This window comes from Lysinibacillus sp. G4S2 (assembly GCF_030348505.1).
Lineage (GTDB): Bacteria > Bacillota > Bacilli > Bacillales_A > Planococcaceae > Lysinibacillus.
On sequence record NZ_JAUCFJ010000002.1, the window covers coordinates 2,904,472 to 2,927,370 of the forward strand.

Sequence of the window (22,899 nt, forward strand, 5' to 3'; positions counted from 1 at the left end):
CAAATGCATACAGTTTGGAAAGGCAGTATCTCATTTGGACTTGTCAATATACCAGTGAAACTACATGCCGCAACTGAAAATAAAGACATTAAACTGCGACAGCTCCATAAAGAATGTCATACACCTATTAGCTATAAAAAGGTTTGTGAAGGCTGTAATCAAGAAGTTAAAGATGAGGATATTGTCAAGGCTTATGAATATGCCAAAAATAAGTTTGTCGTATTAGATCAAGAAGAATTAGAGAACTTGCGTAAGGAAAATGAAGATAAGGCAGTTGAAATCATAGATTTTGTTAAATTAACCGAAATCGATCCTATTTATTTTGAACGAACTTATTTTTTATCCCCTGATACGACTGGCAGTAAGGCATATTCCCTATTACGTCAAACATTAGAGCAATCTGGAAAAATAGGCGTTGCCAAAATTATTATCCGTTCAAAAGAGCAGCTCGCGATTGTTCGTGTTTATCAAAATGCCCTTGTGATGGAAACAATTCATTTCCCTGACGAGGTAAGAAGTGTGAATGATGTGCCGAGTATTCCAAGTGAACAAACGGTCGTTCCAAAAGAGTTAGAAACAGCACTAATGCTCGTTGACCAATTAACAACAGAATTTAACCCTGAAAAATATACAGACGACTATCGTAATGCGTTAATGGAGCTAATTGAGGAGAAAAAAGCTACGAATACAATCTCAACTAGCGATAAACGTCCGGTACCTGATAATGTCACGGACTTAATGACAGCACTTCAAGCTTCCTTAGAGAAAACGAAAAAGCCAACAACAAGAAAACGAGCAACAAAAACGAAAAAAAATGCTTAAAAAAGATAGAGCGTATCCTGATTTTGGGATACGCTTTTGATGTGGTGGAAGTGGACAATTAGTCATTTCCATTTAAGTACCTGTGTGTAAACCTCTCATTATTTATGACCAATATCTTATCCTGATAACCGCTAAACTTTTGAAAAAAATTAGGTTTACTAATCTCTTCAAAATATCGATTCCATTGAAACATTTTGATGAATATTGTAAAAGTCGGTTTGTAATGTGACTTTTCCAGACTCATTTTTTGCAAAATGAATCTTTTGATTATTCGATAAATTCTTACGGCATAATTTGTATCCAAGAAAATAATCAAGTCGGCATGATGAAAACTTTGTGCTACCCACTCCTCATTATGTACGCCCTCAATGATCCAAGTTTTAGTTTGAATGATAGCATTTAAATGATCTATCTTTTCTTGATTGGTCCTTCTTATATCCCCCGATTCTTTTCTTGTCCAAACAACATTATCTAATTCATAATAAGGGATATTGAATTTTAAAGATAATTCTTTCGCTAACGTTGTTTTCCCGCTCCCAACAGAGCCGATGATATGTATTTTTTGTGGAAATGTATTGTTCAAAAAAGCCCTCCTATCCTTTAAAGTTTGTTAATTTTGTAGCTCATCACCTAAAGTTAGAGATGAATAGCGTCACAGCTGAGACCCTTGAGCGAAGCGGCTCATCGGACGCCCCTCGGAAGTTTTGCACTGTGCGAAAGCAACAAGGTTTTGTCTGTGCGAAAGCAAAGCGATAGCAACAAGGTTTTGTCTGTGCGAAAGCAAAGCGATAGCAACAAGGTTTTGTCTGTGCGAAAGCAAAGCGATAGCAACAAGGCGCTCAGCCGGAACGGAAATCGACTACACATTTACGGTATAGCTCGATTTGTGCGAATATTGCATCTATTATACAATATATCTCAAGTAAAGATAAAATATTGAAGGAGTAGAATTGTATGGATCAAAATGAGTTTAGTGGAAATTTAGAGAAATATAAAAACCCTATTGAATATGATGTAATTTATGAAAACTACAACGTAGATTTACATTATATTAAAAATCTTCTTAGGAAGAATATCGATCCGATCATTGAATTAGCTAGTGGCACAGGTCGATTAGCTATCCCCCTAGCCAAGCAAGGATTCAATGTTTATGCAGTAGATATCCATGAAGGGATGCTTCAATTGGCAATTGATAAAGCGAAAAAACAGAATGTACAAGTGCATTTCTCTTTGCAAGATTGCACGCAACTTCAATTACCTATTTCATCAAATTTCATCTATATGACAGGAAATTCATTTCAACATTTTTTAACTAATGACAGTCAAAATGCTTTATTCCAATCCGTTAAAAAGCACTTACATCCAAGTGGAGAATTTGTATTTGATACGAGAAATGCGCTTCTAAACGAACTGTCTATCGTGGATGAATACGAAGAAAGTTCAGTTAATAGCAAAGGTGAAAAACTAACCATTCAGCATCGCGAAGAATATAATCCTGTCACACAAATCTTAACTTGTCGCTCTATAAATAAGCTAGAACATTCAACTTTCGAAGATTCAATTCTACTTCGCTATACATATCCAATGGAATTGAAACGACTATTAGAACAAAACGGTTTTGAATTATTACATCTATACGGTTCATGGAAAAAAAGTGAATTTACGAAGGATAGTCCTTCTATGATTGTACATGCGCGATTAACAAAATAAAATCCATAACACAAACATTCGTTCTATTTTCTGTTATAATAAAGAAAAAACCAGGAGCAAACTAAATGATAAACATTAGTGAACGCATGGAGCATTATCGTATAACTGGCCTCAGTCTTGTAACTATCGAAAAGAGCAAAATCAGTAAGTCAGATTATTTTGGAGTTCTAGAAGCAGGTAGCGATCAAAAAATTAATGAGCACACGATTTTCAATGCTTGTTCGATAAGTAAGTTTCTAACAAGCATATTAGTATCGAAATTGGTGGAGCAAGGTTTTTTAAACTTAGATGAAGATATTAATAAGAAGCTAGTTTCATGGAAGGTTCCTGACAATCAATTTACAAAGCATAAAAAAGTTACATTACGTAACTTACTCTGCCATCAATCAGGTATTGTGGACCCGGAAAGCAGTTTTACGGCAGTAGAATCGTTCAATGACATGCCATCCATGCTAGAAATATTGGATGGTAAAACGCCCTACTGCAAAACGCCTATTGAGATAACGTATGAACCCGAAAGTGAATTTCACTATTCCGATGCAGGCTTTTGCGTTATTCAATTACTTATTGAAGACACAATGGGCAAACCATTTTCCGTTCTTATGGACGAACTTATTTTTCAGCCATTGAGCATGACAAACAGCACATTTTCTAGCACTCTTTCAACATCAAATACGGATAATTTTGCATGTGGTCATGATAAAAATGGCGAGTTAATCTCAGGAAAATACGCTATTTATCCATACCTTGCAGCTTGTGGTATATGGACTACTCCAAACGATTTAGCAAAATTATTATTGGATGTTACGAGTGCTATAAAAGGACAAAGTAAACTTGGTCTTACGGCAACACGAATAAAAGAATTGTTTCGACCTCAAGGATGTAAGGAATGGGTAGGCCTAGGTGTATTTCTAGATGTAGCTGAAGAGAAACTCGAATTTTCCTCGCTTGGCTGGGGTGTTGGGTTTCAATGTATGCTAGTAGCTTATCCATACCTAGAAAAAGGTATTATCATGATGACGAATACGGATACTGGTGTACATCAAATGAAGGGAATCATGGGTGAAATCTATCATTCGCTTTCGTAATCAAGAAAGTGGCTGGGACAAAACTGGTCAAAACCTTAAAAAGCGCGAGAAATCAATTTTAGAAACGTTGATTTCTCGCGTTTTTTTGATGTTAAGTTTTTAAATTTTGCGTAAAAAAATATGCTTATGTCATAAGGACGTAAATTATCAGTACGGTCAGAGAGTGTTGCATGAAGATAGATGTCGATATTTTCCAAAAGTTGGTTGATAAAACGATAAAGTTGGTCGATAAACAATCAAAAGTTCTCGACAATGAGGTTAGTATAAAATCTCAAAACTGCAGCTCATTAAAGATTTCTATCGCTGCCATTGCGCTCCGCTCCACTTTCGCTGTAGAAAAATGAGGTTTTGTCTCAGCCTTTCTTCACCCTATAATGCATTTGCACCATTTGTCCATAGCGAGTCGTATTGGCTAACTTCAACTCTTGAAATGGATTATTATTCTTAAACAGCGGAATGCCAGAGCCTAATAGATGGGGTGTGATTGTAATTATCAATTCATCGATCAGCTGTTCCTTCATAAATGCATCAAGTATGTCAGCTCCACCAACCATCCATATTTTCGAGCCTTCCTGTTCCCTTAACTTTTTCGAAAACGTTACGACATCCTCATTCACAAACTCAACATGTTCGTTTTTACCACTTAATGAAGTCGAGAATACATAACATTTCTTATCAGGATATGGAAAGGTCTCCGTATGCTCAACAACCCAATCATACGTTCTTTTACCCATAATAATGGTATCGATAGATTGATACATGTCGGAATAGCCAGCATCCCCTTCCACCTCAGCCTCTTCCAGCCATTGTAAGTCATCATTTTCTTTCGCTATAAATCCATCCAAACTAGTCGCAACATATAATATGATTTCTCGTGACATATCGTCATCTCCCTTTCTTCTTTGAAAAATTCATGATCAACATTTATACTAAACCTAAAACATGACAACTACTGGCATGATTACAATGAAAGGTGAAAAAATGTCAAAAGCAAAACGTTTATTAGATATTCTTTTGTTTGTGAGTGCAAAAAAGAAATTTACTGCACAAGAAATTGCTGATGAATTCGATATTTCAATTCGTACAGTTCATCGATATATTTTAGATTTAGGTGATATGGGCTTACCTATTTACGCGGAACAAGGACGAAACGGTGGTTATACTGTCCTAACGAGCAGACTTCTTCCCCCTATTTTATTTACAGAAGATGAGGTCGTTTCAATTTTCTTTGCGTTTCAATCACTCAAATATTACCGTGATTTGCCCTTTGATGCGGAAATCTCCTCCGCTTCTCATAAATTATATAGCTCACTTCAACATGACGCCAAGCAGAAAGTGGATAAACTTCAATCCTATATCGCCTTTTGGAATCCTAAAAGAGCCATAGAAACACCTTTATTGAAAAATGTTTTAGAAGCAGCCATTGAAAATAAAAATCTTCATATCCAATATGAATCCAAATCAGGTACAACTACGAAACATATTCATCCACTTGGTGTTTACGCACATGATGGATTATGGTATATGCCTGCCTTTGATTTTACGAAACAAAAAATTTTACTATTTCGAGTAGATCGTATTCTTTCTATAGAAAATGAAGAAAACAAAGATAAATTCTTAAGCTTGGAGGAGTGGTTTGGCAGCACATATGAAAATAAACAACCCATTCGTTTACACGTCTTATTATCAAGGGAAGGTGTACGTCAATGCAAAAGCGATCCAAGCCTGGAGGATTTTGTCGCCATAGATGAAGATGGAACAGGTCATATTGATTCCATTATAGACAAAGGTGAGCTTGATTTTATTAGTCCCCTTTTCTATCGGCTGGGTAAACATGCTCAAATTGTAGAACCAAAAGAATTAATCGCTAATTTACAACAGCATGCAAAGGAAATTTTATCTATGTATCAAGAAAATGAGTAAGGCTATATGACGATTTTGTAAGATTGGCGTAACACTTATCGATACTACTTTTTGGAGAATTTCCTTATACTTAGTAAAAAAGGAGGAGAAAAAATGCAACCAATTGAATTAAACAAAAGAATAGATACATTAGATTATTTAAGAGGATTTGCTTTATTAGGAATTATTTTAGTCAATATTCCATCATTACTGTGGATTACACCACCAGAAACATCGATAGATATTACATATAATAGGTTTCTATTGCTCTTTGTGGAAGGGAAGTTTTTCTCCATTTTTTCATTTTTATTTGGTGTAGGCTTTTATATTTTTATTTCCCGTGCAAAAGCTAAAAATGAAAAGGCATATTTATTATTCATTAGAAGAATCATTATTTTATTTTTAATAGGACTTGTACATTTCTATTTTCAACCAGGAGAAGCATTAACCGTCTATGCGATATTTGGGCTAATTGCGTTACCATTTTACAAAGCTCGGAAAGAAATAAACGTTACTATAGGGCTTATATTATTAGCCGTAACAGCTTATTATGGCATCAAAATTGCTATGCCGTTTCCACTTATTTTACTAGGTTTAGCAGCTGGGCAATATCGAATTTTTGAAAAGATCAATGACAATCGAAAAAGCATATTTATCTTTACAATTATAATGTTCGGTATTAGCATAGGCGGCTTGCTGTATCAATGGCATTATGTCCCAGAGGCAATGGTGAACTTTAATAATATGACAGAGGATGAACTTACAGAACATGTGACAAACGTTGGGAATTTTTCGCTAATAGGGCTTCAGTTCAGTCCATTTGTATCAGCATTTTATGTAGGACTATTAATGCTTTTACTCCAACATCCTTTATGTCAATTTTTGCTATCACCATTAAAAGATTATGGCCGAATGGCTTTAACAAATTATTTAGGACAAACAACGCTGATTTTAATAATAGGGAATGCCTTTCACCTTATTGGCAATATCCGTTTCATCCAATCTCTTTGGATTTGCATAGGCATTTACATTTTTCAATTACTATTTAGTAGGTTTTGGCTAAAATTCTTTAGATTTGGTCCATTAGAATGGTTGTGGCGCATGGGCACATATTGGACAGTACCTTCAATACTTAAAACTTCTACTCATTCTAAGGAACGTTCCTAAAGAATTGTTTTAGAAAATGGCAAACACCTAACAGTAGGTTTTTCTCATTCATAATATGGTAGTGTACCTAATACACTTCCATTTTGCTCATACCTTCAGCAAAAACACACCCCCATATTTTACTTTTGGTCACTTTCGCTTTGGAAAAGTGACCTTTTTTCTTGTATAATATCCGTTAATTTTTGTGTACATAAAAGATGTACTACACACGACTTCTGTGTAATGCATAAGATGCAAATAATACAATTTGTATGGAGGATAATTTGATGAATAATAAAAAATCAAATCAAAATAATCAAGTTCCAAATTCAGAAAACCAAGCGGCCAAACTCGCAGTGATCGGAGCCGCAATTACTACTCTTGGCGATGCCATAACTACGATTTCAACAGGACTCGCGTTAGAAGAAGCACAAAATCAGAGCAAAAATAATAGTCAAAACAATAGTCATGATATTGAGAGATTACAAAGGCAAATTGACGAACTATCAAATGAAATAAGACAAATCAAAAAAATGATGATGCGTTAATGTTTAGATTGTCCTAAACCATTCATAAGATATTTCAACAACCCAAGAGGACAAGTAATGGCTTTCGGCAATTAACAAAAGCTTATAATTATACAAAAAAGTCTTTCATTATTCAAAAATGAGAGCCTTTTTTGTGTAAAAAAACCGACAAAACCTTAGATTTTGTCGGTTAGCAACCCTAATACACGGGTTTACTTATTTTCTTTTTTAGTAAAAATGCTCAATAAGCCTAGTAAATAAAAAATAACACTTCCCACTATGACACCATAAAACAACACAGAAATTGAAGTAGGACCCCATACTTTAACAAATTCCCAGTTTGCCCCTAGTAAAATTTTAGGGAACATAATTAAAAGTGTCAAAAATATTGCTACAACTAAAGAATGTATGATTAGGAAGAACGTCCTTTTTGTATTGAACGATACTCTCATTCGCTGTTTTTTAACAATCTGCCTCAATGTTGTTAGCAATAAAATACTTAAAAACATCCCAAATCCTACGACAATCACGCACAAAAGCGTCACAGTTTTATCTATTCTTTGTAAGTTGTCGGAATGGTTAATATCAATATTTTTCCCTTCCCACAAATTCATCACACCTTGTCCAATAGCGGTTGTATAGCTCGAATTCATATTGGACAGTATGGCCACTCCTAATTGTTCATCTGGCTGCATAATGAAATAAGATGTAAATGTTGGATTTTCACCTGCATGGAGTAAATATTGTTTTTTGTCTTGTTCCATAACTCCCCATCCACTAGCGTAGTATGTATCCTTATCGAAAGGCTCTACAGATTGATCAGGAATATGCGATTCTTGAATAATTTTCTTATCAATAGAATAAATTTGGCTACTTCCTAACTGTAACTTTAACCATTTTGCTATATCATTCGTGTTGCTTATAATATATCCAGCAGGTACATTTCCACGATAGATAGGTGGTGTGTATGGCTGCTCTCTCATTAGTCCGATTTTATAACCTGACGCCATCTCATCAGATTTAACTTGATGAAGACCAACAAATGAATCATTCATATTAAGTGGCTCTAATATATGCTGTTTAATATACATATCAAAGGGCTGTTTTGATACCTTTTCAACAATGAGTCCCAAAACATCATAATTCAGCGTTGCGTACTCAAATGAGCTACCTGGTTTACGATCTAATGGCTGATCAAGTAATTTTTTCACAGTCAACTCAAGAGCATCACTTTCATTACTTTCAGGGATATTAGCTATGGTGATTGATGGGATCCCACTTGTATGATGCAGTAACTGATTAATCGTAATCGACTGCAGCTCTCCATTATATTTTAACTTCAACCATGGGATATACTTTTGGACATCATCAGATCGTTTTAACAATCCTTCCCTTTCCAATTGTAGAATGGCTAGTCCTGTAAATGCTTTCGATGTGGATCCTAGTTCAAATAATGTATTAGAAGTAACGGGTGTTTTTGACTTAACATCGGCATATCCGAAGCCCTTTTCATAGACCGTTTCCCCCTTCTCTACAATTACTAACGATACCCCGGGAATTTTACTAATTGCCATTTGCTCTTCAACAAATTGTTCAATTTTTTGAATTTTTTCATCTGAGCTTGCATGTACGATTGTTGGCGATAAACTATAAAACGCTACAATCATAGCAATCATAAACATATAGATTTTTGATGGTTTCATTTTCATTTCTCCTTGGATCTACTCCTTCAAGACGTTTTGCCTAGGTATAAGTTAACAACTTCATTTACTATAACAAGCAATTAGTACCTAAACCATCGTTTTACATGACTAAAAACGACACAACATGACAATTTTGTAACGTACAGGTCTTTTTACAGTCTATCTGTTTAGACAATCACCTATTAAGCCTATAAAAACAGATAAAGACCAGGCTCAAATGGTGATACCTGGTCATCGTCTTTTACGCAGCAAATCGCTGTGTTATCGTTGATTTTTAATAACAATTTCAGTTACAGCTAGTAATTTCCTTGGTTTAATATTATCCATGATAATATCCGCGATATCATTAGGATCCATTAAGTTCTTTGTTCGTTCCTCTGAAAATATCCCGTCCCAAAACTCTGTTCTCATACCACCCATGTAAACAGCACATACATTAATGGATGTTTCTTTTAATTCTAATGCAAGACTTTCCGTAAAACCTTTTACTCCAAATTTACTTGCACAATAAACTGATTCCGTTACTTTCCCCTCTTTACCAGCTGTGGAAACGATATTGACGATCGTTCCTTCATTACGTTCTTTCATACCTTTTAACACTTCTTGTGTGCAAAAAATAGTTCCTTTTAGATTTATATCAATCATTTGATGAACTGAATCCTCACTCAAGTTTTCAGCGTTATCAAAATAGCCAACACCAGCATTATTAATTAGTAATTGAATTGACCCTAAATCATCTTGTATAGATTGAATTATTTTAGCGACCATTTGTTTAGAAGTAACATCCACCTCATAAATAGAATAGCCATTGCTTAACGTTTTAGCCGTTTCCTCTAGCTTTGATTTCGTTCGGCCTAATAAACAAATGTAATAGCCAAGGCCCGAATATTTTTTGGCAAGTGCAGCACCTAATCCACTGCCAGCACCTGTTATAACAACGATATTTTTGCTCATATTTATCATCCTCTCTCGCAGTTAATTATACCAAAATAGAAACTTCTTTCAAAATACGAACATTGAATTGTATCATCACCCTTTAGTAGAGCAAAAATAATAGGAAAAATTCCTGATATGCTGATAATAGCATATCTTTCACTATGTATTGCTACTCAAATATTTGCATCCTTAATAGATTGGTTTTCAGATTTTTCTTTGAAAAGTTTTCTTTGATCATTTCACAGATTTTTTATTTATAGCAAATTGATCAATATGTCTATAGCATCTCAATAGAGTTTGAATACTATGAGTATGTAATCTGCAGATTATAAAACTTTTATTACGCAAGGAGGTGAATTTTAAATGCCTTTAACTACAGGTCCAGTTGAAAATACAGGGAATCAACCAGCAAATGCAACTAGCGTTCGTATTAAAATTCTTAATCTCACTGGAGGTCCGCTTACTGGAGTAATCAGAGTTTTCAGACTAAACGGTACGCGACAATTACTATCAACAACTTCCTTTAGCGTAGGTGCTAATGCTTCTACTTTCTTCACTCGAGGTTTAGGACTCTCAGCTCAATATGAAGTAGAAATTGCGCCAAATCAACCAGGCGGATTATATAGTGTTTACGGGTTAACAGCTTCAAGTGTTATCATTACTGCCCAAAGGTTTGTAAACTCAGAATTAACACAGATTCAATAATTTTGGTACAATTATCCCCTTTGAATATAGAGAAAAGTCACTCATTTTATTTTGAAAAATGAGTGACTTTTTATTGTTCTATTCATAACTTCTTCAACTATTATTGCAGTTAATTAACCGGTCATTGTCTTGGGAATCTTAACGGTCAAGTCAAGCGAACGTTCCCCTTTCAAAAGTTTTTATTCATTTTCTTGCATATTCGTTCCAAGTCATCCCTACTATTATGTCAATTAACAACATTTTGTAATTTTCTGGTTATTCAGAACATATAATATTAGTTAATATAAACTGCATAATTCCATCGAATAAAGAATAATATAAATTGTGGAGGGCGTTAAATGAATACAATTAAATCTTTAATCTTCCCCCAAGACTTGAATAGATTGACCAAAACTCTACTTAAAGAAGTTTGTAGTGATTTGACATTAGAAACAACAGGAAATGTAAATGAATTAGCGAGCAGAGTATGGAACGCTTTTGAACTAATTGAAGGCGATGTTCTTACATCAATCAGTAATAATATTTTTACTGGGGCAGTTTCTTTAGTTTGGTATCAAACTACAAATCAAACTGGTTTAATCGGACTTAAACAAAGTATTATTGATAAAATGTCATTTAATCCTTTTGAAACAGTAATTACACCAAATAGCGAAAATGTTCCCATTGAGCCTACAATTATTGCTGCTACTGAAATCGAAGGCTCACAAGCTTATTATTTAAGGTTTATTCACAGATCTGGGATAAATGTTGATTACTTTTTAACTAACCGTAGAGAATACATTAAACATGAAATTACGACAGTTTATATCGATGAAAATAAGGGAATAATCGAAGTAAGGGCAAGTTCAGCTGTTGCAAAGAAAATTATTGCTGGATTAGCTAAAATAGTAGATGAAGTATACGAATTCAAACAGTATGATTTCTTAGAAAAGTATGGCGGAACTCTTGAGCCTTTAGCTGATGTTCTTCAAGGAAGACTTATTGATGCTACTGGAAGACCAGCTGGATTAGTAAATACATTTGAAGAAACACAAGGTAAATCAATTGTAAGTATACTTTCTGCGATTGATGAATACTATACTAATGGTGAATTATCAGTGCTTGAGCAAAATTTAAATAGCGAAGATATTACCAGCATTTTAGAAACAACACCTTTTACTTTGCTACTTTTAAGTGGTCTTGAAACAATAGGATTAGGGAGTATTAGAGAGTTAAGGGGCTTACCATTGTATAATTATTTAGAGCCTTATCTTTCCAAGCAAAAAGGATCAATACTATTTGAACATAGTGTTGGTGGAGTAGTACAAGAATATTCTATTCGAATTGGCGTAACTACAAAGACATTTAAGTTCAATGTATTTGCGTCTGAACATGTATTGGATTATATTAGAGAAAAATTGATTCTGCGAGGTAAAAGTTGTGAGCAATTTAAAGCCATGGGAAATTTCTCAAAAAATAGATAATGCACTCGAGGCAATTGCTATAAGTAAAATCGACAAATTTTACCATAGTTATATTGCAAAAATAACTGACTTACCTCTTGGAGTAGTCATTGATAAATTATCTGAATTAGAGAAACAAGAAGCGCTCGTTATAAAATTAGAATTCCACTGTGAGGAATGCAGTAGAAGTATTTTAACTGCCAATAAATTTGAACTGGAAAATATCGATTCATTTACTTGTAAGTATTGTGGTACAGAAAATTGTTTTGACCCATTAAACGCTATTCCAATAATTAAATTAAGTGAAGATTACAAACAAAGTTTTTCAAAAAAAAAAATAATAACAAAAGGGTTAATGTCGGGTTAAATAAACAAAATAAACCTGAGAGTTTAAGAGAAATGATTGATCTTTTAGAAAAAGAAAATTCTGGACAATTATTAGATAAAGTATCAAAACTCGGGCAAGTAACTATTATTTTAGGAGATGGTTATATGGGTGAATCTAGTAAATATGGTGGTTTAACTTTTGGAGACAATAAAGGTAATATAACGATTGAGAACAACGGTACACTGAATCAAGGAATGGCTAGCCAATCTGATGATATTATCCTTGCGTTAAAACAACTTCACGAAGATATTCAAAGCCTATCAGATGATCAAAGAGACATTGCAGAAGCGCATTTTGAACTTCTTCAAACGCATATAAACAATGGAGATAAAGAGAAAGCTAAAAAACCATTAGAGAAATTAAGTAGTTTGCTAGGTGTTATTAGTTCTATAATTTCTATCGCTTCTGCCCTCGGACTTGGATTCCCTTTAAAATAATATAGGTGTATTGATCTGATTTCCGCTACGGGCTACAATCAGTTAAAATGGAAATATATTAGTGAAATAGTAACGAAAAATTCCTTTTATCGCTCAATAATAAACCTATTTTTTCCTAACCCACTTGTCAGGCACATCTAACAATCTTAGGTGCAGTTTCTAAATGGGGAAATATAGTAAAGAACTCTCTGATATCCTATAGAATTATAAACCTAACAAACCGTCACTCCCCAGTATTAAACTGGGGTTTTTTGGACCCTTTTCCTACTTTAAATCCATTTACATATATTAATTTCGGAATAGCTCCTTTACATCGAAAGCAGGAACATTTTCCAATTCTTATCGTTCATTAATTGATAAGGGGGAGATGAATATGTTCGGATTTCTTAATTTGGGAAGCCTTGTGCTTGGAATAATTGCTTGGTTATTACCGATCGGAAATCTTTTACGTTCAAATAAGCAAGTTCATAAAAATGAGGTAGTTATTTGCATGTTGAGCTTCAGTGCTTGTGCGACATCGATAAGTTTCCAGTTATTTTACAAGACCATCTTGTGAAAATTGAGGATTGGACTGCTCTTATGGATACATCAGGAAGTGCAGTAGATGCTGTAACCATCCTGCTCATCGGTACGATTCTCTTAAATACTTTAACTATAATTGTACATCGCATTAAAAAAAAGAGAACTATATTATCAAGTGAAAATATAAACGGAGAAAAAAATGTACAGAAATAGCCGTTCCTACTTTATAGTGGCTTTTACAAATATTATCACTGTCTGTTTAGCCCAAATTTTTTACCATACACTACTTGGTGAATCAAAAGATGAAGTAATTTTTCAATTTTTGATTTTCCCTTTACTTTTTGTGCTTATCAATATTTTTCTGTGGTTTAGCCAATTCAAACTAAAATTTTTTGAACACGCATTATTCGCCTATCTAGCCTTCTTTGTTTCCGTCATTGTTACTTCCTTACTGGTATTAGTAATCATAGGGCCTTCTCAAGAACTACCTCCGGGCGAAATCGTATTAGGGGCAGATTTGATATTGATTCTTGCCATCTCAACAATACAGTATATAATTTTACTGTTTTTAAATCTCATTTGTTATATAGGTTACCGAATCTTTGGTACTCGAAAAAAATAATAATAATTTCCAAAAAAGGATGATGGGAATCAGAAGTTTTCTTTAATATAGAAAGTAAATCTCTGATCCCCCTAATCCCTTTCTATCAACAGCGAGTAATTTATCATCCCTCTTTAACGAGCTGTAATCTGTTATTTACTTCAATCCTGGTGTATTTAACTTACTCTAACGTTTTACTCAATTTGTGCTTCCACCATTTCCACTTCCCATGTAATAAAATTTTTTTTATTCATATTGCCATCTCAGATACAAGTCGCTATTTTTAATTAGTTAAAAGATCTTTGTTTCACTTAAATTGCCCCACTAACACAAAAAGCAATTGCTCCAGAACAATCGCTTCCTTTACTAAAATAAGAAGACAACTTAATTTTTCTTCCCAATAGTCTTATATAAACTGATGCGCTAACATAAAACCGATAGGAATAGTTAACCAAAGCAGAAAGTTGCTCAAGAAAATTTTAAAATAAGAGCTATCTGCTAATTTATCTTTGGAAAAAAATCTCCACAGAAATAGCACCCCAATAACCCATATTGGTAAGATTAAAAAGAATTCTGGTGTTAAAGCATCAGCTTCACCTAGTGCCCCTTCTGCAAAAAACCAAGCAATAAATAATGCAATAAAACCACTAATTGTAACATTACCCATAACTAATATTGATTTCAATTTAAACCCCACCATTCCTTTTGATTCTTATGAAATACTTTATTCAGCAGGTTATTCCAGGCGTGTTGATTAGGAAAAAATAGGTTTATTATTGAGCGATAAAAGGATTTTTTGTTACCATTTTGCTAATATATTTCCATTTTAACTGATTGTAGCGTAGGGCTACTCGACTCCCGCGGGATAGCGAGACAGACGAGACCCTGCACGGAGCGGAGCGGAGGAAGCGGCTCGACGCTCGCCCGCAGGAAAGCGAGTAGCCCGTAGCGGAAATCAGCCTTTTAAAATGTATAAAAATGGTTAATCAACACACCTGGGTTATTCCTCATTAAACCCTAAAGATGATGTTAAGGTCATCGTCTCTTCCAAGGCTATTAACTTAATAACGTTACCTTAATTAATCATGTAAAAAAGAAAAACAAGAGCAGAAAGGAATAAAAATCATTCAATTACATAAATCATCGGAAACATAATATTTTCATTTTCGTACCACCCTAACAATTATATTCTTTATAATATTATAACGATAATTTTGTAAATTAGTTCCATTGATAAGTGTTGCAATTTTCAAAAAACTCATTATGAGGTGATGTTGTGGAGAATGATAAATTGGTCTGCAAGGCTTGTGGTTACGACTCTTTTGCAACTGGTCAACTTGGTCATAGTAGTTTTACTACAGAAGGAAATGTTAGGCCTATAGGATCTTTAATTGCCTCTGGTTCCCCACTTATTTTGTCATTTTGCAAAAATTGTGGAGAAGTGACTTCAATCAAAGTAGCTAAACCTGAAAAATTCAAATAATTCCTCGAAGTTAATTAGGGTCACTTTCAGCCGAGTGATCCTTTAATTGTTTCTTCCCTCATATTGTGCAGTAAATCATTTTACTTCTTTATAAGACTCAAAAAGTTCAATTAATGCTGGAATGGCTTCTTCATTCAAAGAATACATATCATTCATATAAAATCTTCCTGTATTTGCACTTGCGTAATACCATATATCAATGATTTCTTTCGAGTTATCACCGTACATCACTTCAAGCTTATATAAAGGACCTTCATCTGTATGAGGTTGTGATAATATAGTGGCATCTTGCATTGCATCTTCAAAAAGTTTTATTTGAGTGGCATTTTCAACTTCTTGTTTATCTAACTTAGCATTTGTTCCTTGTCCAATCACAATTATTTTTTGAATTTCATCTGCAAACTCAAAAGTTTTCATCTCTTCATTATTACAACCGACAAGAAACAACAAAACGAATATTATAAACATTTTTTTCATTAGATCCCAGGTCTCTCCCTATTTGTTTTATAGATTAGACTTATAATCTGGTAAAAAGTTACAAACTGCTGAAACTTTCATTTACTGCACATTTTCTTTCTATTGTTCAGTTACTACCCAGCCAGTTATGTAAATTTCTTATCTATAGCCCAACTCACACTCATCTTCGTTACTACACTTCTGTTGAATATCTATCTCAGTTTACTTACCATTTGAATCACTAATTTTTCTACATGATTGCTTCGCATTAATAAATTTTTTCTTTTCATTTTTTTAAAGTGAAGCATATGATACAATAATGGGCTTTTCCGGAAGGAGGGATGGAAAATAAATAACAGTAGAAGTAATTCAAGTCAACCTAAGGATTCTCTTGAGATTTATGCTGCCAAATTGGCCTATGTCGGCACAGCTATTTCTACATTAGGAGATGGCATTCAAACAATAGCTGCTGGTCTAGCATTAGATGCGTTAAGAAATTCCAATACCCAAAATTCTCAAAATGATACGGAACAATCCATGCAGAAAGATAATATGCAAAAACAGATTGATTATCTTATTTACGAATTAAAGCAAATAAAAAAAATAATCAAATAATGTACATACAATATTTCTAGAATTACTTGTATTATTTTCCGTTGCTAAAAAAATCTTTATTTTGTAAAAAAGGTTTTTGCTTGGAAAGCAGCTTAACTGACATACAAGACATAATTACAGATGCTCTAAATAGCATTAATGAAGCTTGATCAAGAATTAATTTAGGTGAGATGCAAAGTAATTATTTTTTAATGACTTACAATCAAAAATTGACAAACTACTAATTGAATTAAATAAAATTAGGTGTGTTGATTAACCATTTCTATACATTCGAAGAGCTGATTTCCGCTACTCGCTTTCGCGCAGAGAAAGGCTTCCTACAGGCGAGCGTCGAGTAGCCCTACGCTACAATCAGTTAAAATTGGAATATATTATCAAAATAACAACCAAAAAAACCCTTTTATCGCTCAATAATAAACCTATTTTTTCCTAATCAACACGCCTGAAAATTAATATCTTTAGGAAAATCATTAATTCATCTTCCTATAACAATCTCATCTCTCCCGCTCGATAAATGGATCTGAACTCTATCCTTCTCATAGATTGTTAAAGTACCTTCTCTAACTACCTTTTCCCAACCATTTACCCTTATGATCAGACTATAACTAAAAGGAATACCATTTAAATCAGAAGACTTTGACCACTCATATACAGAGATATCCTCATTTTCCTGTATTAGTTTGGCGCTTCTAGGAATAGGGAAATCACTATATTTTCCCGATAACTCGTATTTAGAAGTAGCTACAAAATAATAGCTAATTCCTAAGAAAATTAATAAAACAACAGTGAGAATTATTTTTTGATATTTCATTTAAAACCTCCCCGTAAATGGTCGATTAAATAAAAGAGCAAAAACCAAATCGAAGCTGTAGCGTGTGACGACGCTGCGGCTTTTTATATCCCAACACTTATACCATTATCAAACAAAAAGGAATTATTTGGGTTATTTGTGTTATAATTAAATAAATTTACACACTCAAAGGAGGTTTAACAAATGCGAGAAAATAAAAGATTCGCCTTAATTGCTTCATTGTTTGCATTAATTGGTTTACCTATTATTTTTCTAACAGTATCCTTGTACACAGGAGAATGGCGTTTTTTTATAGTTAGTATTGCACCTTCATTAACTGCTGGTTTAACAGGACTAATTCTTACAATGCAGAAAGTCAGTAAAAATAAACGAATGGCTTAAGGTTTTTTATACTGACCTAAGCGCTCGCGGAAAAGCCCTTAAAAAAGACATTATTGCTATAATTATACAAAGTTTCTTGCACGAAAAATATACTACATTTGTAATTTCCCTTCAAAAATTCACTTCCCCACTTTCCGCAAATAAAAGAAAGTAAAGCTCTACTTTCTTTTATTTTTTCCATATTTCTCGTTACCACGTTTAAAATTACCTGTAATCTTAGCTAACAATAACTGTACTGCTATTATATTATCTTCAACTTCTTCAATCCTTGCGATAAGACGCTCAGCCTCCTTATCTTTTACAATTTTAATTTGTTTACCTTCGTAATGTATTACAACTGTTCCTTTTTTCGTTATTTGATAAGCAAATGGTTCTTCGCTTAATCTGTTTCGTTTATCTATTTCGCTCACTGCACATCTCCCTAATTCTTTTAGTTTCCACATTATATTCAAAAAAATCTGTTGGTTCACTTGTTTTCTGTTTTAACACCGTAAAAGGCTAACTGTTACGGTAAATTCCCACGCCTATTTGCCTAGCTTATAAACACGAAATTTCATATTAAATTGGATGCTATTCGACATAGTGTTCTAGCCTTTAGCAAAGTAATGTGACCCATTCTCTATTTAAGATAGAAACCCTGCCCCGTTAGCTGCAAAAAAAAAGAGCTGAACACACAGTCTAACTGAAATGTTTCTCTTTGTTCAGCTGTGTACTTAATTGGTTACTCCTTAAGAAATTCAACGATCATTTTCATTTCACGCTCTGGCATCATATGCATGTGTCCGCACCCCTTTAACATATGAACTGTGTTATTTGGTATGATTCTTTTTGCTCTTGGTAATACTTTTCTCGCTGGAAATAAACAATCGTTTTCTCCTGCCATAATAAGTGTCGGTGCTTTACACTGTTGCATTAATTTCTCATTCACATTGGATGGCATCCCTACTTTTGTTTTTACATGATCAAAACTATCTTTCACCATATCCAAAGTATCTTTATCAAGAAATTCTTCTTTAATAGCCATAAATAAAGCGGTTTCTTTTATATATTTTTCCATCTTTGTTAGTTTATATTTGAGTAGTGGTATCAGCATTTTAAGAGTACTGATTGGAAAGGCATTATTAATACCTGATGGCACAATTAATACGGATTTTTCTACTTTTTCCGGTGCGATACACATCAGTTTTGCCAAAACGCCGCCTCCAAACGAAACCCCAAAACAAGCTATTTTATCAAATCCAAGCCCTTTAATAACTTCACTTGCCCACTTTCCATAATCATAATTTCTAGGAGAAAGACTCACTTCTTCGCTTTTTCCAGGGTGGCCAATAATATCAACCGCATAAACGTGAAAATCCTTAAGCAGGAATCTATACATTAGTAAATTATAGGCAGTCGTACTATTACCGCCATGAAATACTAGCAATGGTTCACCCAATAGATTGCCAGTTTCAATGATATGTGTTCTTCCAAAACGTGTATGAACGTAAACATCCTTAAATAAATAATCCAATTTATTCAATTGAGCATCATAAAGCTTTAATGACATTTCTCTTCCCGATTGTGTTTTGTATATACTCATATCGGTCCTCTCCCTCCTAATTTGAAAGTATGGCAGCTTTAAAAGATTTGGGGAAAATAGGTTTATTATTGAGCGGTAAAAGGATTTTTCCGTTACCATTTTTCCTATATATTCCTATTTTAACTGATTTCCGAATGTATAAAAATGGTTAATCGACAAACCTGATTTTATTCCGTTATGTGGTTGATTTCCGTTGCGACTGAACGCTTTGTTATTTTTTGTGCGGCAGCGTCACGTTATTTTTTTGAAATTATAGCTTTTGGATAGTTCCAATCTCCTAAATAACATCTTTAACAGTTTCATATCTGCATTTTAATAAGGTATGGAATCTGTATTTTCTTCATAAGCCTTTATCGCTTGCTCAGCATATACATCTATTCTTTTAAAATCGTTTGTATGTTTATGAAAAATAACTGAACGATCTGTTAATATGATTGTTCTTCCCCCATAACAATCATATCCTTCAAACCAAATGCTGTAACCACAATCATTTATCCATCCACTTTGATGTTAGTCTAAATAATGGACACAGAGAATTGGGAGTTTATAAAGTATAATAATCTTAACAATTTACTAGGAGTGTCTAAGATGACAAAACGAAAAAGTTATGACAAAGAATTTAAATTAGAGGCAGTACAATTAGTTGAAAGTGGCAAGAGAGTTGCTGAGGTTGCACGTGAGCTGGATCTTGCAGAACAGACATTACACAATTGGGTAAAGAAATTTAGTAAAGATGGCGAAGTTGCATTTGTTGGTAGTGGGAATTTAAAGCCTGAGGATAAGGAAAATAAAGAATTAGAAAAAAGAATACGTGACCTAGAAGAGGAAAATGCCATCTTAAAAAAGGCTATGGGCATCTTTGCGAAAGACCGGAAGTAATTTACAACTTTATTCAACAGCACCGACACGAATTCCGTGTGGCAAAGATGTGCGAAGTATTAGGTGTTTCAAGAAGTGGTTACTACGAGTGGCTGAACCGACCAAAGAGTAATCAAAAAGAACGGAAAGAAAAGTTAACCAGCCAAATAAAACGAGTGTATTTGGACTCAAGAAGAAATTATGGTAGTCCGAAAATTACAAAACAATTGAATTCAGAAGGAGTCTCTGTATCGCAAAAAACAGTATCGCGAATTATGAAAGAAGAAGGCATTCGCTCAAAAACAGTGAAACAATACAAAGCGACGACGAATTCAAAACATAATCTACCAGTATATCCAAATCTATTAGACCAACAATTTAAAGTAGAACGCCCTGGACAAGCGTGGGTAGCTGACATTACGTATATATGGACCAGTGAAGGTTGGCTCTATCTAGCAACGATTATGGAGTTGTTTTCAAGACGAATCATCGGTTGGGCAATGGATGAGAGAATGACAAAGGAATTAGTGATCCTCGCCTTAAAACGAGCAATCAGAACTCAGACTCCAACGCCTGGGCTCATTCATCATTCAGATCGTGGGAGCCAGTATGCGTCGAAGGAATACCAACAAGTGTTACGAACTAACAGAATGATTACAAGTATGAGTAGAAAAGGAAACTGTTACGATAATGCATGTATCGAGTCATTTCATAGCGTCATCAAAAGAGAGTTAGTTTTTCATGAAAAGTATAAAACGAGAGATCAGGCCAAGAAAAGTATCATTGAATACATCGTTAGTTTTTATAACTACAAGCGTATCCATTCTTTTACAAATTATATGTCGCCCATTGCATACGAAAAGCAATATTTCAAAACTTCACAAAAAACTAAGGTCATATAATTAAACCCTTTTAACCTCACAAATAATTTAAGGGTTACGCCCCTTAAATTATTTGTGAGGCGAGCAAGCGATAGCGCGCTTAGATTTAAAGCAAAATCTCAATTTTCCCTGTCCATTTTCTTGACATAGTATCACTTTTATTAAGTTGGTCATGGGAATCCCCCAAGTTCCTTCATTTTCAACCTAATCTCCATTGTTGTTAAATTAGATAAAGAAAGAAAAAGCATACATCCTCCTAATTCTTTCGATAGAGCCCTAGTAACTTTTTCAAACCAATTGTGATTATTATCTATTTCGAGGATTATCTTTTTCTTACAATCGAAATTAAACAACTTCCATGTATGCTAAGTTTGCTTCTTAGGCAGTCATGCTAGAACAACTACTATAAATGATTATTTTAATTATTCTTAAATACACCTTCCTTTTCGTCCAAACAACTGTATTCGATATGAATAAAATAGGATATAGAATTGGAGGTGAATATAAAATGGCATCATTTGAAATTGGAGCGAGAAGTCTTTTCAATTTTCGAAACGAACGCTTTTTCCTATTTGTTGAAGATGAAGTTACAATTCCAGCTCAAGGTGTAGAGATTGATCCAGTTAATATCTATGAGATTGACCAACAAACTTTCAATTTTATTAGAGATGAAGGGGATACACCTGTGATTCGACCAGTTATTACTCTTCCACCTGTACCACCTGGATTTGAATTAGAACGAAAATGTATTTTTACAGTTGATAATGCATACTACGTAATTTATGATTTAGAAAATGGAACAGACAACAATGTTTTATTAAGAATCGGTGCAGCTTTATTTAACTCATTGAGAAATTCTGGTGTTCGTGAATGTATTCCTCAAGATTTTATTAATTAATACAATCTCCAACTGGCGTCGGGAACTTATTGAACAACTTAAAAACAAACGGAGTAGCATTTAAATTCGCTACTCCTTTGCTCTTTCTATTCTATCCCTTCCCCTTTTTTTGGAGAAGATTTAGAGATGGTAAAGAAATATTTTCAGGAAAAGCATGGGATTCAGCAATTTTTTTTTTTGACATAGACTACGATAAAGGTTATGTACAATTTTAATCATGTATTAGAAAATGACCAAGACGGCAATTATGCTATCTTGGTCATTTGTTTATATGTCTTGAAAATATTAAAATTACAATACTTTAGTTTAACACACTGACAGTAAAATCAAATTCTCCTGCTCCGCCATTATTTGAAATAATCGATATCTTATATTCACCCATTGGGATATCATGTAGATCCCAAAATGCTGTATAAGTTTTAGATTCACCAGGTTTTAACGTACCATTATTCCATATTTCCCCTTTAGGATTAAAAATTTTCCATGTGGAAGTATTAGACCCTCTATTTGCTATATTATATCTTACGTCATGATCATTTGAGGCAATATGGAATTCATTTTTAAATTCCCCATGTATTAATGGCTGATTATTGTAAATAGCTACTAATGTTTTTACATACTTCCAAGTATCACTACCGAAATCCTCTTCGTAATTTTGAACAACAGTACCATCTTCATTTTCTTGAATACTTGTGTTAACGGTTTCTTGTTGTACTGCCACTTGTTTTTCTGCCATTGCAGGTGGAAGGCTAGATCCTACCAAAGCTAAAGTTAAAGTAGATGTTGTAACCCATTTAGTAAATTTCATAAGATATCACTCCAAAATCGCTCCTAATTATGTATAGTATACTTCGAATTACTAAATATACCAATTAAGACGAAAGAAAAATAATCAGGTACTCACCATTTAATGAGCGCCTGATCATTTGTTTTGCTTACTTAATAGTAATCTCTATAATCGTATTTAATGTAAATATATTTTGAAAAGATTAATTTATTTACAGT

General features: G+C 33.8%; 28 protein-coding genes. 18 read left to right on the forward strand and 10 right to left on the reverse strand.

What is annotated here, in order from left to right:
• Positions 1–3: 3 nt before the first annotated feature.
• Complete coding sequence (ku, locus tag QUF91_RS14960) at positions 4–822, forward strand: non-homologous end joining protein Ku (protein ID WP_289418301.1); 819 nt, start codon at positions 4–6, stop codon at positions 820–822.
• Between the two features lie 58 nt (positions 823–880).
• Here ku and QUF91_RS14965 read toward each other — a convergent pair whose 3' ends face one another.
• A complete protein-coding gene (locus QUF91_RS14965) occupies positions 881–1,405 on the reverse strand; it encodes an AAA family ATPase (RefSeq protein ID WP_285397793.1) in 525 nt (174 codons plus the stop codon).
• Positions 1,406–1,526: 121 nt separating this feature from the next.
• On the opposite strand from QUF91_RS14965, the gene QUF91_RS14970 reads away from it, so the two are divergent.
• The 3 genes from QUF91_RS14970 to QUF91_RS14980 all read left to right on the forward strand — a co-directional run bounded on the left by QUF91_RS14970 (position 1,527) and on the right by QUF91_RS14980 (position 3,620).
• Complete coding sequence (locus QUF91_RS14970) at positions 1,527–1,700, forward strand: hypothetical protein (RefSeq protein WP_285397792.1); 174 nt, start codon at positions 1,527–1,529, stop codon at positions 1,698–1,700.
• A 76-nt stretch (positions 1,701–1,776) separates the two neighbouring features.
• Complete coding sequence (locus QUF91_RS14975; RefSeq protein WP_289418303.1) at positions 1,777–2,532, forward strand: class I SAM-dependent methyltransferase; 756 nt, start codon at positions 1,777–1,779, stop codon at positions 2,530–2,532.
• Positions 2,533–2,597: 65 nt separating this feature from the next.
• Entirely contained in the window at positions 2,598–3,620 is a 1,023-nt protein-coding gene (locus QUF91_RS14980) for a serine hydrolase domain-containing protein (RefSeq protein WP_289418305.1), read from the forward strand.
• 353 nt (positions 3,621–3,973) lie between these two features.
• Here QUF91_RS14980 and QUF91_RS14985 read toward each other — a convergent pair whose 3' ends face one another.
• Positions 3,974–4,501 (reverse strand): dihydrofolate reductase family protein, encoded by a 528-nt coding sequence (locus QUF91_RS14985; protein ID WP_289418307.1) that lies wholly within the window; start codon positions 4,499–4,501, stop codon positions 3,974–3,976.
• 100 nt (positions 4,502–4,601) lie between these two features.
• Here QUF91_RS14985 and QUF91_RS14990 point away from each other — a divergent pair, with 100 nt between their 5' ends.
• The 3 genes from QUF91_RS14990 (at position 4,602) to QUF91_RS15000 (ending at position 7,216) form a co-directional block, all read left to right on the forward strand.
• Complete coding sequence (locus QUF91_RS14990; RefSeq protein ID WP_285397813.1) at positions 4,602–5,543, forward strand: helix-turn-helix transcriptional regulator; 942 nt, start codon at positions 4,602–4,604, stop codon at positions 5,541–5,543.
• 93 nt (positions 5,544–5,636) lie between these two features.
• Complete coding sequence (locus QUF91_RS14995; protein ID WP_285397787.1) at positions 5,637–6,689, forward strand: DUF418 domain-containing protein; 1,053 nt, start codon at positions 5,637–5,639, stop codon at positions 6,687–6,689.
• 266 nt (positions 6,690–6,955) lie between these two features.
• Positions 6,956–7,216, forward strand: coding sequence for a hypothetical protein (locus QUF91_RS15000; RefSeq protein WP_289418308.1), 261 nt, complete (start codon positions 6,956–6,958; stop codon positions 7,214–7,216).
• Between the two features lie 191 nt (positions 7,217–7,407).
• On the opposite strand, the gene QUF91_RS15005 is transcribed toward QUF91_RS15000, so the two are convergent.
• Positions 7,408–8,904 (reverse strand): serine hydrolase domain-containing protein, encoded by a 1,497-nt coding sequence (locus QUF91_RS15005; RefSeq protein WP_483308088.1) that lies wholly within the window; start codon positions 8,902–8,904, stop codon positions 7,408–7,410.
• Between the two features lie 255 nt (positions 8,905–9,159).
• Positions 9,160–9,852 carry an SDR family oxidoreductase gene (locus tag QUF91_RS15010; protein ID WP_285397784.1) on the reverse strand — a complete coding sequence of 231 codons (693 nt, stop codon included), beginning with the start codon at positions 9,850–9,852 and terminating at the stop codon, positions 9,160–9,162.
• 345 nt (positions 9,853–10,197) lie between these two features.
• Between QUF91_RS15010 and QUF91_RS15015 the strand changes: the two genes are divergently transcribed.
• From QUF91_RS15015 to QUF91_RS15040, 6 genes are all read left to right on the forward strand, one after another.
• Positions 10,198–10,539: an ATPase gene (locus QUF91_RS15015; protein WP_285397783.1), complete on the forward strand. Its 342-nt coding sequence runs from the start codon at positions 10,198–10,200 to the stop codon at positions 10,537–10,539.
• Positions 10,540–10,877: 338 nt separating this feature from the next.
• A complete protein-coding gene (locus QUF91_RS15020; RefSeq protein ID WP_285397782.1) occupies positions 10,878–12,002 on the forward strand; it encodes a hypothetical protein in 1,125 nt (374 codons plus the stop codon).
• Positions 11,959–12,348 (forward strand): hypothetical protein, encoded by a 390-nt coding sequence (locus QUF91_RS15025; protein WP_285397781.1) that lies wholly within the window; start codon positions 11,959–11,961, stop codon positions 12,346–12,348. The genes QUF91_RS15020 and QUF91_RS15025 overlap by 44 nt, the downstream gene beginning before the upstream one ends.
• Positions 12,349–12,380: 32 nt before the next feature.
• A complete protein-coding gene (locus QUF91_RS15030) occupies positions 12,381–12,806 on the forward strand; it encodes a hypothetical protein (protein WP_285397780.1) in 426 nt (141 codons plus the stop codon).
• A gap of 486 nt (positions 12,807–13,292) precedes the next feature.
• A complete protein-coding gene (locus QUF91_RS15035) occupies positions 13,293–13,541 on the forward strand; it encodes a hypothetical protein (protein ID WP_353957849.1) in 249 nt (82 codons plus the stop codon).
• On the forward strand, positions 13,528–13,950 hold the full coding sequence (locus tag QUF91_RS15040; RefSeq protein ID WP_289418314.1) for a hypothetical protein: 423 nt from the start codon (positions 13,528–13,530) through the stop codon (positions 13,948–13,950). Before QUF91_RS15035 ends, QUF91_RS15040 begins: the two co-directional genes overlap by 14 nt.
• A gap of 385 nt (positions 13,951–14,335) precedes the next feature.
• On the opposite strand, the gene QUF91_RS15045 is transcribed toward QUF91_RS15040, so the two are convergent.
• Complete coding sequence (locus QUF91_RS15045) at positions 14,336–14,614, reverse strand: hypothetical protein (RefSeq protein ID WP_289418315.1); 279 nt, start codon at positions 14,612–14,614, stop codon at positions 14,336–14,338.
• A 591-nt stretch (positions 14,615–15,205) separates the two neighbouring features.
• Here QUF91_RS15045 and QUF91_RS15050 point away from each other — a divergent pair.
• On the forward strand, positions 15,206–15,412 hold the full coding sequence (locus QUF91_RS15050) for a hypothetical protein (RefSeq protein WP_289418316.1): 207 nt from the start codon (positions 15,206–15,208) through the stop codon (positions 15,410–15,412).
• A 75-nt stretch (positions 15,413–15,487) separates the two neighbouring features.
• On the opposite strand, the gene QUF91_RS15055 is transcribed toward QUF91_RS15050, so the two are convergent.
• On the reverse strand, positions 15,488–15,889 hold the full coding sequence (locus QUF91_RS15055) for a YhfM domain-containing protein (RefSeq protein WP_285397775.1): 402 nt from the start codon (positions 15,887–15,889) through the stop codon (positions 15,488–15,490).
• A 390-nt stretch (positions 15,890–16,279) separates the two neighbouring features.
• On the opposite strand from QUF91_RS15055, the gene QUF91_RS15060 reads away from it, so the two are divergent.
• Entirely contained in the window at positions 16,280–16,483 is a 204-nt protein-coding gene (locus tag QUF91_RS15060; RefSeq protein ID WP_285397773.1) for a translation initiation factor 2, read from the forward strand.
• 475 nt (positions 16,484–16,958) lie between these two features.
• On the opposite strand, the gene QUF91_RS15065 is transcribed toward QUF91_RS15060, so the two are convergent.
• Positions 16,959–17,294, reverse strand: coding sequence for a hypothetical protein (locus QUF91_RS15065; RefSeq protein WP_289418318.1), 336 nt, complete (start codon positions 17,292–17,294; stop codon positions 16,959–16,961).
• 183 nt (positions 17,295–17,477) lie between these two features.
• Between QUF91_RS15065 and QUF91_RS15070 the strand changes: the two genes are divergently transcribed.
• Positions 17,478–17,675, forward strand: a complete 198-nt coding sequence (locus tag QUF91_RS15070) for a hypothetical protein (protein ID WP_289418319.1) — start codon at positions 17,478–17,480, stop codon at positions 17,673–17,675.
• Positions 17,676–17,833: 158 nt separating this feature from the next.
• Here QUF91_RS15070 and QUF91_RS15075 read toward each other — a convergent pair whose 3' ends face one another.
• Complete coding sequence (locus tag QUF91_RS15075; RefSeq protein ID WP_285397812.1) at positions 17,834–18,085, reverse strand: hypothetical protein; 252 nt, start codon at positions 18,083–18,085, stop codon at positions 17,834–17,836.
• 311 nt (positions 18,086–18,396) lie between these two features.
• A complete protein-coding gene (locus QUF91_RS15080) occupies positions 18,397–19,257 on the reverse strand; it encodes an alpha/beta fold hydrolase (protein ID WP_289418321.1) in 861 nt (286 codons plus the stop codon).
• Between the two features lie 588 nt (positions 19,258–19,845).
• On the opposite strand from QUF91_RS15080, the gene QUF91_RS15085 reads away from it, so the two are divergent.
• Positions 19,846–21,017, forward strand: a protein-coding gene (locus tag QUF91_RS15085; protein ID WP_289417810.1) for an IS3 family transposase whose coding sequence is annotated in 2 segments (ribosomal slippage) — positions 19,846–20,107 and positions 20,107–21,017 — 1,173 coding nt in all. Because the reading frame shifts where the segments join, the coding sequence is not laid out codon by codon here.
• Positions 21,018–21,504: 487 nt separating this feature from the next.
• The gene (locus tag QUF91_RS15090; protein ID WP_285397768.1) at positions 21,505–21,894 is read left to right on the forward strand and encodes a spore coat protein; all 390 of its coding nucleotides are present in this window, start codon (positions 21,505–21,507) and stop codon (positions 21,892–21,894) included.
• 301 nt (positions 21,895–22,195) lie between these two features.
• Here the strand turns inward: QUF91_RS15090 and QUF91_RS15095 are convergent, their stop codons facing one another.
• Complete coding sequence (locus QUF91_RS15095; RefSeq protein WP_289418322.1) at positions 22,196–22,702, reverse strand: hypothetical protein; 507 nt, start codon at positions 22,700–22,702, stop codon at positions 22,196–22,198.
• Positions 22,703–22,899: the final 197 nt, after the last annotated feature.